This window comes from Pseudomonas sp. GOM7 (assembly GCF_026723825.1).
Lineage (GTDB): Bacteria > Pseudomonadota > Gammaproteobacteria > Pseudomonadales > Pseudomonadaceae > Aquipseudomonas.
Window position 1 is genome coordinate 3,729,800 of the sequence record NZ_CP113519.1, and the last position, 15,315, is coordinate 3,745,114.

General features: G+C 63.8%; 11 protein-coding genes. 9 read left to right on the forward strand and 2 right to left on the reverse strand.

The window, feature by feature from the left end:
• Positions 1-142: 142 nt before the first annotated feature.
• From phhA to OU800_RS16370, 4 genes are all read left to right on the forward strand, one after another.
• On the forward strand, positions 143-928 hold the full coding sequence (phhA, locus tag OU800_RS16355) for a phenylalanine 4-monooxygenase (RefSeq protein ID WP_268178379.1): 786 nt from the start codon (positions 143-145) through the stop codon (positions 926-928).
• A 142-nt stretch (positions 929-1,070) separates the two neighbouring features.
• Positions 1,071-1,424, forward strand: coding sequence for a 4a-hydroxytetrahydrobiopterin dehydratase (locus OU800_RS16360; protein WP_268178380.1), 354 nt, complete (start codon positions 1,071-1,073; stop codon positions 1,422-1,424).
• Positions 1,421-2,617 (forward strand): amino acid aminotransferase, encoded by a 1,197-nt coding sequence (locus tag OU800_RS16365; protein ID WP_268178381.1) that lies wholly within the window; start codon positions 1,421-1,423, stop codon positions 2,615-2,617. Before OU800_RS16360 ends, OU800_RS16365 begins: the two co-directional genes overlap by 4 nt.
• A gap of 253 nt (positions 2,618-2,870) precedes the next feature.
• Entirely contained in the window at positions 2,871-3,044 is a 174-nt protein-coding gene (locus OU800_RS16370) for a hypothetical protein (RefSeq protein WP_268178382.1), read from the forward strand.
• A 198-nt stretch (positions 3,045-3,242) separates the two neighbouring features.
• Here the strand turns inward: OU800_RS16370 and OU800_RS16375 are convergent, their stop codons facing one another.
• Entirely contained in the window at positions 3,243-4,619 is a 1,377-nt protein-coding gene (locus OU800_RS16375; RefSeq protein ID WP_268178383.1) for a GntP family permease, read from the reverse strand.
• A 51-nt stretch (positions 4,620-4,670) separates the two neighbouring features.
• Positions 4,671-5,204: a gluconokinase gene (locus tag OU800_RS16380; RefSeq protein ID WP_268178384.1), complete on the reverse strand. Its 534-nt coding sequence runs from the start codon at positions 5,202-5,204 to the stop codon at positions 4,671-4,673.
• Positions 5,205-5,485: 281 nt separating this feature from the next.
• On the opposite strand from OU800_RS16380, the gene OU800_RS16385 reads away from it, so the two are divergent.
• The 5 genes from OU800_RS16385 to OU800_RS16405 all read left to right on the forward strand — a co-directional run bounded on the left by OU800_RS16385 (position 5,486) and on the right by OU800_RS16405 (position 15,315).
• Positions 5,486-6,517, forward strand: a complete 1,032-nt coding sequence (locus OU800_RS16385) for a LacI family DNA-binding transcriptional regulator (protein WP_268178385.1) — start codon at positions 5,486-5,488, stop codon at positions 6,515-6,517.
• Between the two features lie 169 nt (positions 6,518-6,686).
• Entirely contained in the window at positions 6,687-7,325 is a 639-nt protein-coding gene (locus OU800_RS16390) for a bifunctional 4-hydroxy-2-oxoglutarate aldolase/2-dehydro-3-deoxy-phosphogluconate aldolase (protein ID WP_268184353.1), read from the forward strand.
• Between the two features lie 59 nt (positions 7,326-7,384).
• On the forward strand, positions 7,385-9,013 hold the full coding sequence (locus OU800_RS16395) for an NADP-dependent glyceraldehyde-3-phosphate dehydrogenase (RefSeq protein WP_268178386.1): 1,629 nt from the start codon (positions 7,385-7,387) through the stop codon (positions 9,011-9,013).
• A gap of 135 nt (positions 9,014-9,148) precedes the next feature.
• The gene (locus OU800_RS16400) at positions 9,149-10,849 is read left to right on the forward strand and encodes a two-component system response regulator (protein ID WP_268178387.1); all 1,701 of its coding nucleotides are present in this window, start codon (positions 9,149-9,151) and stop codon (positions 10,847-10,849) included.
• The gene (locus tag OU800_RS16405; protein ID WP_442964709.1) at positions 10,846-15,315 is read left to right on the forward strand and encodes a CHASE domain-containing protein; all 4,470 of its coding nucleotides are present in this window, start codon (positions 10,846-10,848) and stop codon (positions 15,313-15,315) included. The genes OU800_RS16400 and OU800_RS16405 overlap by 4 nt, the downstream gene beginning before the upstream one ends.

A 15,315-nucleotide genomic window follows, 5' to 3' on the forward strand; every position in this document is an offset into this window, starting at 1 on the left:
GGAACCGGCCAGTACGTAAAGAAATTTTTACGGAAACCTGCTACCACTGTCCGCCGGCGCACCCTGCAGGCCCTGGCTGCAGCCGCCTGCCAGGGCCATGCTGCGAGCGAACAAGAACAACAGCGCCCCGCAGGAGGCAGCGATGAAGAGCACGCAATACCTGGCCCGAGAACCGGACGAGAGTGGCTTTATCCACTACCCCGAAAGCGAGCATCGGGTATGGAATACCCTGATCACCCGCCAGCTCGAGGTGATCAACAATCGTGCCTGCCAGGAATACCTGGATGGCATCGAGCAACTCGACCTGCCCTTGGAACGCATCCCCCAGCTCGGTGAAATCAATCGCGTGCTCGAAACCAGCACGGGCTGGCGCGTGGCGCGGGTACCAGCGCTGATCCCCTTTCAGACCTTCTTCGAGCTGCTGGCCAGCAAGCAGTTTCCGGTCGCCACCTTCATCCGCACGCCCGAGGAACTGGATTACCTGCAGGAGCCGGACATCTTCCATGAGATATTCGGTCACTGCCCTCTACTGACCAACCCCTGGTTCGCCGAATTCACCCACACCTACGGCAAGCTCGGCCTGCGGGCCACGAAAGAACAGCGTGTCTACCTGGCGCGCCTGTACTGGCTGACCATCGAGTTCGGCCTGCTCGACACGCCAGCCGGTCGGCGCATCTATGGCGGCGGCATCCTCTCCTCCCCACGGGAAACCCTCTACGCCCTGTCCGATGTACCCGAGCACCTGGCCTTCGACCCGCTGGAGGCGATGCGCACGCCCTATCGCATCGATATCCTGCAACCTGTGTATTTCGTCCTGCCACAACTCAAGCGCCTGTTCGAGCTGGCGCAACAGGACATCATGGCGCTGGTGCAGCAGGCCATGCAGCTCGGATTGCACGCGCCGAAATTTCCGCCGAAGGCCGCGTGAGCGTTTGACGCCCTCGCCTGTCCATGCAAGGGGGCGAACGCTTCACGCCATGCCCCCCAAAGGTCTCGCCGGTGACGACTGCCCAGTGGCCGTCACCAGGCGGCGATCCATACCACCCAGAACCCTACTCAGGAGTAGTGCCATGAGCCTTGCCCAAGCCCAATGCGAAGCCTGCCGAGCCGACGCGCCGAAAGTCACCGATGCCGAGCTGGCCGAGCTGATCCGCGAAATTCCCGACTGGAACGTCGAGGTACGCGGCGACCATATGGAGCTGGAGCGCGTCTACCTGTTCAAGAACTTCCGCCATGCCCTGGCCTTCACCAATGCCGTCGGTGCCATCGCCGAGGAAGTCGGCCACCACCCCGCCCTGCTCACCGAATGGGGCAAGGTCACTGTGACCTGGTGGAGCCACGAGATGCGCGGCCTGCACCGTAACGACTTCATCATGGCGGCGCGTACCGATCTGCTCGCCGCCAGCGCCGAGGGCCGCAAGTGAGCCATTTCGCCAGCGTCGCCCGCGTGCCAGGCGACCCCATCCTCAGCCTGATGCAGGCCTATCTCCTCGACACCCATCCAGCCCGGCTGGATCTCGGTGTCGGCGTCTACAAGGACGCCCAGGGCCTGACGCCAATCCCACGTGCGGTGAAGCTGGCCGAGCAGCGCCTGGTCGATAGCGAACTGAGCAAGACATACATCGGCGGCCATGGCGATGCGCTTTTCGCCGAGCGCCTTAGCCAGCTCGTACTGGGAGCCGACTCCCCACTACTGGCCGAGCGACGTGCCGGCGCCACGCAGACGCCGGGCGGCACTGGCGCCCTGCGCCTGGCCGCCGACTTCATCCGTCACTGCCTACCGGGGCGCGGTATCTGGCTCAGTGACCCGACCTGGCCGATTCATGAAACCCTGTTCGCCGAAGCCGGGCTGGTGGTCGGCCACTACCCCTATGTCGACTCGAACAATCGCCTCGATGTGGAGGCCATGATCGGCGCCTTCACCCACCTGCCCAAAGGCGACGTGGTGCTGCTGCATGCCTGCTGCCACAACCCCACCGGCTTCGATCTGACCCAGCAGGACTTCGAGCGCGTGCTGGAGGTGGTCAAGGCGCGTGAGCTGCTGCCCTTGATCGACTTCGCCTACCAGGGTTTCGGCGATGGCCTGGAGCAGGACGCCTGGGCCGTGCGCCTGTTCGCCGCCGAGCTGCCGGAACTGCTGATCACCAGCTCCTGCTCGAAGAACTTCGGCCTGTACCGCGAACGCACTGGCGCTCTGATCGTCTGCGCCGCCGATGCCGAGAAGCTTGTCGACATTCGCAGCCAGCTAGCCTTCATCGCCCGCAATCTGTGGTCGACGCCACCGGCCCATGGCGCCGCCGTGGTTGCCAGCATTCTCGGTGATGACGAACTCAAGTGCCTGTGGCAAGAAGAGCTCGAAGACATGCGCCTGCGCGTCGCCAGCCTGCGGCGCGGCCTGGTCGAAGCCCTGGCACCGCACGGTCTGAGCCAGCGTTTCGCGCATATCGCCGAACAGCGCGGCATGTTCTCCTACACCGGCCTCTCACCTCTGCAGGTGCTACGTCTGCGCGAAGCGTTCAGCATCTATTTGGTCGGCAGTGGCCGCGCCAACGTCGCCGGCCTAGATGCCAACCGCCTGGAGTATCTGGCGGCCGCCATCGCCCAGGTCTGCAACTGATCGATGCGCAGCAGGTTAAGCCCGTCCTCGCGACGGGTTTTTACTGCGCCAACGCAGTGGCTTGAGTGAGCCAGCCCCCCCTGCAGCAACCCACTTCAGATGCTCGCAGGCCGACCACGACAACGATAATGCCGTTTCGCTCGTTGCATGCACGCAACAGTTAGTTACAAGCACAACGACTTAATTAGCTTGCTAACGAGGCGTATAAAAGAACTGCGACATATCGCCGCATCCGCATTTCGAGGAGACAGGCATGAACGTGATCGTGCATGAGCGTGACAACGAACATATTTCCCACGAGGCCCGCGCCATGGGGATCGAGGTCTGGGATGTGCTTCAGAATGGTGAACTGGTCGGTATCTTCCGCTCTCAGGAAGAAGCCGATGCCTACCGCCAGGCGCTGGAAGAGGCGCAAGAACAAGGATGAACGGAAGCCGTTGCCGTTTCCCTCGAAACGGCAACGGCTTCGCCCAAGAGCACGATGCCGATGGACAGCATCGACATCGATACAGAGGCCTTGACAGGCCCAGCTAGATGGTCAGTCCCAACTGGATGACGGCTTAGCAACCAAACGCCCCGATTGATTCGGGGCGTTTGCATTGAACGCCAAGACCTGCAGGCTGCCTCAGAGCAGCAAACTGCCGATGAAAGCCAGCAGGAAGGCGATGCCACCCAGCAGCGTCTCCATCACCGTCCAGGTCTTCAGGGTGGTCTTCTCGTCCATCTGCAGGAAGCGGCTGACCAGCCAGAACCCCGAGTCGTTGACGTGCGAGAGCACCGTCGCCCCACCGGCAATAGCGACCACGATGAAACACAGGTCGAACTGGCTGAGCCCCGGCGTCACGGCCACGGTGGGCGCCATCAGCGCTGCTGCGGTGGTCAGCGCCACGGTCGCCGAGCCCTGCGCCACGCGCAGTGCGGCGGAGATGACGAATGCCGCGACTATCACCGGCAAGCCGGTATCGGCCAGCAGCGACGACAACGCATCACCAATGCCGCTGGTGCGCAGCACGTTGCCGAACATGCCGCCGGCGCCGGTCACCAGCACGATCGAACAGATCGGCCCGAGTGCCCCCTCGCAAGCTTTCTCCAGATGCCTGGCGCTGTAGCGACCGCTGAACATCGCCAGCGCCAGGAAAGTGGTGAGCAACAGCGCCACGGGGGTCTTGCCCAGCATGCGCAGCAACTGCACCCAGGCGTCGCCCGCCTGCACGTAGCCCATCACCGTCAGGGTATTGAGCCCGGTATCGAGGAAGATCAACAGCAACGGCAGCAAGAGGATCGCCAGCACCAGGGCGAAGCTCGGCGGCGTCACAGAGGCATCACGCTCGACGTCGGTGAGGAAGGTGCTCGGCAGCTTCACCTCGAAGCGCTTGCCGGCCCATTGCCCGAACAGGTAGGCGCCGACGTACCAGGTGGGCAAGGCGATAAGGCCACCGACCAGTACCAGCAAGCCGATGTTGGCACCGAGCAGATCAGCGGCGGCGACCGGCCCTGGATGCGGTGGCACCAGTGCATGCATGGCGGCGAAGGCGCCGGCCGCCGGCAAGGCATAGAGCAGGGTCGAGCCACCAAAGCGCTTGGCCACGCTGAAGATGATCGGCAGCATCACCACCAGCCCGGCATCGAAGAAGATGGGGAAGCCGAACAGCAGCGAGGCCACCCCCAGCGCCAGCGGCGCGCGCCGCTCACCGAAGGTACCGATCAGGGTATCGGCCAGCACCTGGGCACCGCCGGTCATTTCCAGCAGGCGCCCGATCATGGCGCCCAGGCCAACCAGCAAAGCGACCGAAGCCAGGGTATTGCCGAAGCCGGTCAACAGCGTCGGCACCACCTGATCGTAGGGTATGCGCGTGACCAGCGCCGTGACGACGCTGACCAGCACCAGGGCGAGAAAGGCATGCACCTTCAAGCGCATGATCAACAGCAGCAGCAAGGCAACGGCACCTGCAGCCGTGAGCAACAACAGCGTGGCGTCGGGCGTGGAAGCCAGTGAGTTCATGGTCTACCTCATTATTCTTGTCGTAGAGCAATGCAATGGAACGAGGCGTGGTCAGGCTGGCCTCGCGAGGGCGTCCGTCGACTTCCACCAGCGCTCGGCCTCGAGGCCGAGTTGGTCGACGGGCAAGGTGGCGTCGAGCACTAGAGTCAGTGGCTCGACGTGTGGGGGTTCGAGGGCGGCGAACTGACTGTCGATCAGACTGGCCGGCATGAAGTGGTCGGGGCGATTGGCGACCCGCTGCCCGGCCATTTCCCGGCTCAGCTCCAGATAGACGAAGCCCAGCCCGGGCACCGCCTGGCGCAACTGGCGGCGATAGCACTGACGTAGCGCCGAGCAGGTCAGCACGGCGCGCCGACCGCCACGGGTGGCGCTGCGCAGCTCCTCGCCGAGGCGCTGCAGCCAGCCCGCGCGGTCATGATCGTCAAGGGGAATGCCGGCACTCATCTTGGCGATGTTGGCGGCAGGGTGAAAGGCATCGCCTTCGATGAACAGGGCATCGCTGCGCTGGGCGATGGCCTGCCCGACACTGCTCTTGCCGCAGCCGGCAACACCCATGATCACCAGGGCCTGGATAGGTGGATGCATAAGCACCTCGTAGAAGTAGCGCTATCTCAGATAAAACAACGGAGAAAGCGCTCCATGAAATTGTATTTGTTCTCGCCACGGCAAAAAAATGCAGGATATCTCTGCTTTTTAGGCCTTCATGAGGTGTCAGAGCATTTGTAACACCCCAAAGACAGCGCTATCCTAGAACCGATATTTCACCTTGGCAAGCAGGCCCACCCCGGGCCGATGAACGCGCAGGGCTCGCGATACAGGGCTCGAGTGCCGCAAAATATAAAAAACACGACAGGCGATAAGCCCTGATGAGCACGTCCAAGACAGGTAGAAGCACCCGTACCACGGGGCGCCCGACCCTCAACGAGGTGGCCCGCCACGCCGGCGTCAGCCCGATCACCGCATCGCGCGCGCTACGCGGCATTCCCAGCGTCGCCGAAGAGCTGGTGCAGAAGGTACGCGAGGCCGCCAGCAAGCTGGGCTACGTGGCCAACCCGGCCGCCCGTGCCCTTGCCTCCTCGCACAGCCAGAGCATCGCGGTGATCGTGCCGTCGCTGACCAACCAGTTGTTCGTCGAGACCCTGGAGGCCATCCACGCCGTGATGCGCCCACGCGGCCTGGAAGTGCTGATCGGCAATTCGCACTACTCGCGTGACGAAGAAGAAGACCTGATCCGCAACTACCTGGCTCATCAGCCGCGCGGCATGCTGCTGACCGGCTTCGAGCGCACCGAGAGCGCGCGGCGCCTGCTCGAATCCAGTGGCATTCCCTGCGTCTACATGATGGACATCGACCCCGGCGCCGGCCTGCACTGCGTCGGTTTCTCCCAGGTGCAGGCCGGTGCCTGTGCCGCCGAGCACCTGATCGGCCGGGGCCGTCGCCGCCTGGCCTTCGTCGGCGCGCAATTGGATCAACGCACCCTGCTGCGTGGCGAAGGCTTCCGCCGCGTACTGCAACGCGCCGGCCTCTATGACCCAACCCTGGAGGTGCTGACGCCACGGCAATCCACCGTCGGCCTGGGCTGCGAGTTGTTCGCCCGCCTGCTGGCCGAGCACCCGGATCTGGACGCCATCTTCTTCGGCAACGACGACCTGGCCCAGGGTGCCCTGCTCGAAGCTCTGCGCCAGGGCATCCGCATCCCCGAACGCCTCTCGGTGCTGGGCTTCAACGACCTGCAGGCCTCAGCCTTCAGCGTGCCGCGCCTGAGCAGCATTCGCACCCCACGTGAAGCGATCGGCCGCCGCGCTGCCGAGATGCTGCTCGGCCTGATCGCTGGCGAAACACCGCCCGAGCAGGTGCACGACTTGGGCTTCGAGCTGATGCTGCGCGAAAGCACCTGAACCACAGGCCATGCCGCCACGCCCCGTTGCGTAGCGGCATGGCAATCAAAGATAGCGCTACCTCAACCTGACCGCTACGAGCGCGCCACAGCACAGGAGGCCTGGCCTCCGAGGATTGAAGATGAACCACCCGCAACGCCACCCGCTCCTCGACACCCCGGCAACGCAGATGACCCGCCAGATCGCCCGTATCGACCAGATATGCACGGCGGCGCGCATCCTCCCGGTGATCAGGATCGAGCGGGAAGCGGACATTCTGCCCTTGGCCGACGCCCTGGCTGCCGGCGGTCTGCACACCCTGGAGATCACCCTGCGCTCGGCGCTCGGCCTGAACGCCATCGCCCTGCTGCGCCAGCAGCGCCCACAGCTCTGCATCGGCGCTGGCACGGTGCTCGACGAACACATGCTGCAGCAGGCAGTGGCGGCAGGCGCCGAGTTCATCGTCACTCCCGGCTGCACTCAGGCATTGCTGGAAGCCGGTCTGCAGTCGCCTGCCCCCCTGTTGCCCGGCATCAGTAGTGCTTCGGAAATCATGCTCGGCTATAACCTGGGCTACCGCCGCTTCAAGCTGTTCCCCGCCGAACTGGCCGGCGGCGTCGCGGCCCTCAAGGCCTTCGCCGGCCCCTTCGGCAACGTGCGCTTCTGCCCCACCGGCGGGCTCAACCCGAGCAACCTGCAACACTACATGCAACAACCCAACGTGATGTGCGTCGGCGGCTCGTGGATGCTCGACGACACCTGGGTACGCGGCGGCGACTGGCAGCGCATCACCCAGGCCAGCGCCGAGGCCTTGCAATTGCTGGTCTGAACCAACGGCCTGCGGAGCATGCAGGCCTCTCTCTCGTAATGACTGAAAGGACTGGAAGCATGAACATAGAGAAGCGCTTGCACACCCTCTTTCCCAGCGCCGCCGAGATTCCCGAGGCCTACCGGCTGGACATGCCGATCGAGCAGCGCGACTACCTACTCGATGGCCAGTTGCACACCTGGCAAGGCCCCCTGGCCAGCGTGCGTAGCCCGGTGTGCCTGACCCGTGAGGACGGCCAGACCGAACAAGTGGTGCTCGGCAGCGCCCCACTGATGGACGCCGATGCCGCCCTGGCCGCGCTGGATGCCGCCGTGCGCGCCTACGACAACGGCCAGGGCCTGTGGCCGAACCTGCGAGTGGCCGAGCGTATTCGCCACGTAGAGGACTTCCTCGCGCGCATGCGCCAGCAGCGCGAAGCCGTGGTGCGCCTGCTGATGTGGGAAATCGGCAAGAGCCTGAAAGATGCCGAGAAGGAATTCGACCGTACCTGCGACTACATCGTCGACACCATCGACGAGCTGAAGAAGCTCGACCGCCGCTCCAGCCGCTTCGAGCTGGAACAGGGCACCCTCGGCCAGATCCGCCGCGCACCGCTGGGCGTGGCGCTGTGCATGGGCCCCTACAACTACCCGCTGAACGAGACCTTCACCACCCTGATCCCGGCGCTGATCATGGGTAACACCGTGGTGTTCAAACCGGCCAAGTTCGGCGTGCTGCTGATCCGCCCGTTGCTCGAGGCCTTCCGCGACAGCTTCCCGCCCGGCGTGATCAACGTCATCTACGGCAAGGGCCGCGACACCGTCAGCGCCCTGATGGCCAGCGGCAAGGTGGACGTGTTCGCCTTTATCGGCACCAACAAGGGCGCCAGCGACCTGAAGAAACTGCACCCGCGCCCGCACCGCCTGCGCGCCGTGCTCGGCCTGGATGCGAAGAACCCCGGTATCGTCCTGCCGCAGGTGGATCTGGACAACGCCGTGGAAGAAGCCGTGACCGGCGCCCTGTCGTTCAACGGCCAGCGCTGCACCGCGCTGAAGATCCTCTTCGTCCACCACGCCGTGCTGCAGCCCTTCCTCGAACGCTTCAGCGCCAAGCTCGCTGCGCTCAAGCCGGGCATGCCCTGGGAGCCGGGCGTGGCCCTGACGCCGCTGCCCGAACCGGGCAAGGTCGACTACCTTAACGGCCTGCTGCAGGACGCCCTGAGCAAGGGCGCCAAGGTGATCAACGAAGGCGGCGGCAGCCAGCGCGAAACCTTCTTCTACCCGGCACTGCTAAGCCCGGTCAGCGCGGACATGCGTCTGTATCACGAAGAGCAGTTCGGCCCGCTGATTCCGGTGGTGCCCTATGACAAGATCGACGAAGTGATCGACTACGTGCTGCAATCCGACTACGGCCAGCAACTCAGCCTGTTCGGCAACGACCCGGCGCAGGTTGGCCAGTTGATCGACGCCTTCGCCAACCAGGTCGGCCGCATCAACGTCAACGCCCAGTGTCAGCGTGGCCCGGACAGCTACCCGTTCAACGGGCGCAAGAACTCGGCCGAGGGCACCCTGTCGGTGTATGACGCGCTGCGCGTGTTCTCCATCCGCACCCTGGTGGCCACCCGTGACCAGGAGGCCAACAAGGCGCTATTCAGCGCCATCATCCAGGGCCGCCACTCGAGCTTCCTGACCACCGACTACATCTTCTGATACCCCTGCCCCGCGCGCCAAGTTGGTGCGCGGGGCCAGGACTACCCCCCTGCCACAACGTCGCAGCCGAAGGCCGCGCATGCCCATCAAGACTGAACTATCCTCCTTTCAATTGAAGCTTTCGGCCCTTTCGAGATGCCTGAAAACAGATTCGATCCCACCCCGGTCATACTGATCGTCGACGATCAGCCCAGTGACGCCAGAATCCTGCAAGAAGCGGTTGGCGAACTGGCTCAGGTGCATATCGTGCATGACGGCTACCAGGCGCTGGAGGCGGCCCGCTTTTACCGCCCGGATGTGGTGCTGCTGGATATCGAAATGCCCGGCATGGGCGGCTTCGAGCTGTGCAGCCTGATCAAGGCCGACCCCAAGCTCTGCGATGCGGCGATCATGTTCGTGACAGCACATACGCAGACGGATAATGAAATTCGGGCGCTGGATTTCGGCGGTATCGACTTCATCCAGAAGCCCCTGAGCATCCCGGTGGCACGCGCCCATATCCGCGCTCACCTCAACCTGCGCGCCGAGGCCAAGCGCCTGGCCTATGTCGATGCCCTGACCGGCTTGCCCAACCGCATGCTGCTGCGTGATCGCGCCGGACAGATGCTGCAGAAGGCGCGACGTAATGGCAGCCAACTCGCCGTGCTGCTGCTGGATCTGGACAACTTCAAGGGCATCAACGACTCCCAGGGGCATTCCACCGGCGACCTGATTCTTCGCGAAGTCGGCCAACGCCTGAATCAGGCAGCTCGTGACCTGGATACCGTCAGCCGCCAGGGCGGCGATGAGTTCGTGATCCTGGTGACCGATATCCAGCGCTCCGAAACCATCAGTGACCATGTGGAACGCCTGCTGGAGATCATCACCAGGCCGATGGAGGTGGCCGGCAATCGCTATGACCTCTCCGCCTGCATCGGCATCAGCGTCTTTCCCGATGACGGTACGGATATCGAAACCCTCTATCGCCAGGCGGACTCGGCGATGTACCAGGCCAAGCAGGAAGGCCGTAATCGCTACCGTTTCTTCTCCAACAGCATCGAAAGCACGGCCCGTGCTCGCCACCTGCTCGAACGCCACATGCGCAATGCGCTGGAATCGGGCGTGTTCGAGGTGTACTACCAACTGCGCGTCGACGTGAGCGACGGGCAAAGCTGCGGAATGGAAGCACTGATCCGTTGGCGACACGAAGAAAACGGCATGATCTCCCCGGCCGAGTTCATTCCCCTGGCCGAAGAAACCGGCCTGATCGTACCGATAGGCAAACTGGTACTGCGCAAGGCCTGCCGCGACGCCAAACGCCTGCTCGACCTCGGCAAGCGCCTGTGCGTGAGCGTCAATATCTCGGTGGTACAGTTCCGCGAAGCCTCCTTCATCGGCATGATCACCGAGGCGCTCAAGGAATCAGGGTTGCCCCCGCAACTGCTCGAACTGGAAATCACCGAAGGCGTGCTGGCCCGCGACGTGGATCAGGCACGCAGCCTGCTGGAGACACTCAAGCAGATGGGCGTACGCATCGCCATCGACGATTTCGGCACCGGCTACTCCAGCCTCTCCTACCTCAAGAAACTACCGATCGATGTGCTCAAGATCGATCAGAGCTTCGTCCGCGACATGCTCACCGACCCAAGCGATGCCGCGATCATCGAAGCCATCGTGCGCATGGGCCAGGCGCTGGGCATGCAACTGGTGGCAGAAGGCGTGGAGCAACACGAGCAATCGCAGAAACTGCTGGCCCTGGGTTGTGAGCTGATGCAGGGTTTCCATTACTGTCGGCCCATGCCCTTCGCGCAGCTATGCGACACCCTGGGTCTGCAAACCGACTTGGACAAGCGATGAAGACAGGGACACTCTCCGTGCGGCGTGCCGTCCTGTTCAGCTTCGCTGCGGGCATGGCACTGACCGCACTGGTGACCGGCCTGCTGCAACAAAGCAACCAACAACGTCTGCAAGACGCCTTGAGCACTGCCACCGAGCGTGCGGCGGACGTGGTCACCAAGCGTATCGAGCTCTACCAGTATGGTTTGCGCGGCGCGCGGGGGGCGGTGCTGGCCAGCGGCGAAAATGGCATCAGCCGCCAGGGCTTCATCAACTACAGCAAGACCCGCGATGTCGCTCGGGAATTTCCCGGAGCACGGGGTTTCGGCTTCATTCGTCGGGTGCCGGTGCAACAGCAGGAGCGCTTTCTCGCACAGGCCCGGGCCGACGATATGCCCGACTTCCAGATCCGCCAGCTAGCCGTGCATGACGGTGAACGCTTCATCATCCAGTACATCGAACCCATAGAGGGCAATCGTCAGGCGGTGGGGCTCGATATCGCTTCCGAGTACAACCGCCGCAGCGCCGCCATGGCCGCCATGGCCAGCGGCGAAGTGCGCATTACCGGCCCCATCACCCTGGTGCAGGCCACTGGCAATCCCTTGCAGTCCTTTCTGATCCTGCTGCCGATCTACCGTGGCGCGGTCACCCCCGATACCGTCGCGGCACGCATGAGCAAAGGTATTGGCTGGAGCTACGCGCCCCTGCTCTCGGAGGAAGTGCTCCAGGGTCTGAAACTCGATCGCGAAGGCCTGCACCTGCAATTGAGCGACATCACCGACGCCGATCAGCCGGTGAGTTTCTTCGATCAGCACCCTGCTGCACAGCCTGAGGAAGACGTTGCCAGGCATGCAGTATCGCGGCAGGTCTATGGTCGGCAGTGGCAGATCGAACTGCACGCCACCAGCGCCTTCGTCAAACAACTGAATCTGCTCCCCACGCCCCTGGCGGCATTGATCGGCACCCTGCTCAGCCTGCTGCTGGCGGCGTTGACCGGGGTGATCCTGGTCAACCGCCAGCGCCATCGGCAGATCCTCGTCGAGCAGGCCCGCTCGGCAGCCATCGTGGACAACTCCAGCGACGGCATCATCGGCCAGAATCTCGATGGCACGGTGGTGAGCTGGAACCATGGCGCCGAGCGCATCTTCGGTTACAGCGCCGCACAAGCCATCGGCAGGCCACTGCTGGGCCTGACCATTCCCGAGCACCTCGCCGATGAAGAACGCAGCGCCTTGCAACGTATCGCTGCGCGCCAGCCGGTGGACAATTTCGACACCCAGCGTCGGCACAAGGACGGCCACCTGCTGGACGTTTCCGTCTCGGTGTCACCGCTGGTCGATCACACCGGCGCTCTGATCGGCCTGTCCAAGACCGTGCGTGACATCTCGGCACAGAAAGCGGCACAGGCGCGCATCCTCGAACTCAACGCCAGCCTCGAGGAGCAAGTAGGCGAACGTACCCAGGAGCTGCGCGAGCTCAACGTGCTGCTCAACACCGTACTGCAGTCGGCATCGGAAATATCGATCATCGCCACGGACCTGGATGGCGTGATCAGCGTCTTCAACCGCGGTGCCGAGCGCCTGCTGGGCTATGCCGCCGAGGACGTGATCGGGCTGCAGACTCCGGCGATCTTCCACCTCGCCGAAGAGCTCGAGGCCCGTGGCGAAGAACTCAGTGCGGAATATGGCCAACCCATCAGCGGCTTTCGCGTGTTCGTGCACAAGCCCGAGCGCGGAGAAGTCGAAAACCGCGAATGGACCTATGTGCGCAAGGATGGCTCGCGCATCACCGTGAAGCTGCTGGTCACCACCATGCGCGATACCAATGGCGGCCTGATGGGCTACCTGGGCATCGCCCTGGATCTGTCCCAGGAGATCAGGCTGCGCCGCGATGCGCTCGCGGCACATGATCAGATGGCACTGGCAGCCAAGGTCGCGGAGCTCGGCATCTGGTCCTGGACACCGGCCGACGGCCATCTGCAGTGGAACGACCGCATGTTCGAGCTGTACGGCTACCCGCTGCAATTGCGCGAACAAGGTCTCGACTACCAGCATTGGCGCAACCGTGTTCACCCCGAGGATCTGGCAGCCACCGAGACCAACCTGCAGGACGGGCTGGCTGGCCGGGCGCCCTTCGACCAGGTGTTCCGTGCCATCAGGCCCGACGGCCAGATTCTGTATATCCAACCTGGCGCCCATGTCGAGCGTGACGACCAGGGCAACCCCGTCCTGATCACCGGAATCAACCGCGATATCACCGCTCAACTGCATCTGGAAGCGGGTCTGCGCCATGCCAAGGAACAGGCCGACGCGGCCAGCGCGGCCAAGAGCGCCTTCCTGGCCAACATGAGCCACGAGATTCGTACACCGATGAATGCGGTGCTGGGCATGCTGCAACTGGTTCAGGCCACCGAACTCAATCCACGCCAGCTCGACTATGTGCTCAAGGCACAGGGGGCAGCGCATTCCCTGCTCGGCCTGCTCAACGACATTCTCGACTACTCGAAGATCGAGGCCGGCAAGTTGCAACTGGACCTGCACGACTTCGAGCTGGAACCCATGCTGCGTGACCTGGCGGTAGTACTGGCCGGCAATCAGGGCGGCAAGGACATCGAGGTGATGTTCGACATCGACACCGCACTGCCCGAGGTGCTGCGAGGCGACAGCCTGCGCCTGCAGCAGGTGCTGATCAACCTGGCCGGCAATGCCCTCAAGTTCACCGAACATGGTCAGGTGGTGGTCAGCCTGCAGCAACTGCAGCGCAGCGCCGAGCAGGTCAGAGTGCGCGTGGCCGTCAGCGATACCGGCATCGGCATCAGCGAGCACCAGTTGCAACGCATCTTCGACGGTTTCACCCAGGCCGAAGCCTCCACCACCCGCCGCTATGGTGGCACCGGGCTGGGGCTGGTGATCTGCAAGCGTCTGGTGGAATTGATGGGTGGCACGCTGCAGGTGGAGAGCCGACTCGGCGCGGGCAGCCGCTTCTGGTTCGACATCGACCTGGGCACCAGCAACGGCAGTGACCTGCTGGTACAAACCCGCAGCGATTCGGAGCACCTGCGCGTGCTCATCGTCGACGACAACCCGATGGCGCTGCAGCTACTGCAACAGACCATCCTCGACCTGGGCTGGCATGCCGATATCACCACCAGTGGCGATGAAGCCCTGCGCTGCGTGCAACAGGCGCAGCCTCCCTACGACATCGTCCTGCTGGACTGGCGCATGCCCGAGATGGATGGGCTGGAAGTGGCGCAGCGCATGCACGCCAGCAGCGTGGAGCATCGCCCGCCGCCCACCGTCATCATGATCACCGCCCATGGCCGTGAGGTACTGGCCGACCGCCATGGCGAGGCCGATGCGCCCTTCGCCGGTTTTCTCACCAAGCCAGTCACACCGCGCCAACTGGTTGCCGGTATCCTCCAGGCGCGCCATGGTAGCAACGGTGAGACGCCGACCCCTGGATACAAGCTGGGCCAGCGCCTGCAGGGGTTACGCCTGCTGGTAGTGGAAGACAACGCGCTGAACCGCCAGGTCGCCCGCGAATTGCTGGCCGGTGAAGGTGCCGAAGTCAGCCTTGCCGAGGGCGGGCTGGAAGGCGTGCAACTGACCCTGAACGGCCACCCCGCCTTTGATGCCATCCTCATGGACATTCAGATGCCGGACATCGATGGCCTGGAGGCCACGCGGCGCATCCGCCAACATGCGGCGCACCAGGCTCGGCCGATCATCGCCATGACCGCCAACGCCTCCAATGCCGATCGCGAACAATGCCTGATGGCCGGCATGAACGATCATGTCGGCAAGCCGATCGACATCGACAAGCTGGTCGCGGTGATCCGCCAGTGGTGCGGTCTGCAGGCCACGCAGACGACACCGCCCACGGAGCAGAATGCTCCTCTGGAAGACCAGGCCGCCATCCTCAAGCGCTTCGGCGGTAACCTGCCACTGCTGCGCTCGATGCTGGAGGTGCTACCCACCGACCTGCAGCAGCAAGTCGACCAGTTGCAGACACACCTGCAGCAACGCGACCTGCGCTCCGTGCTCAGAAGCCTGCATACCCTCAAGGGCAGCTCCGGCACCATGGGCGCACAACGCCTCTCGGCCCACTTCGCCGAACTGGAACGCCAGGTCGCGCAGGACGCCGCCCCCTTCTTCGAGGACAGCACCTGGCTCGATAGCCTGCGCCAACAACTGGCCGAGAGCTGTGAACGCCTGCGGGCGATGTTCGCCTGCGCCCCTGCGACAGAGGAGCCAGCGGACACGCCAGTAGCAACCGACGGCGAATGGGAACAGGCACTGCAAGCCCTTGACTTGCAATTGCAACAGGGCAACCTGAACGCCCTCGAGTCGGTACAGGCCCTGACCGCGCAGATACCACGAGAATGGCGCGGCAGCGTCGAAGCCATACGTCAGGCCGTGGACGCGCTGGACTTCGCACAGGCGCGGCAACTGCTTCATGCATTACACCACTCGATACAAGGGGATTGA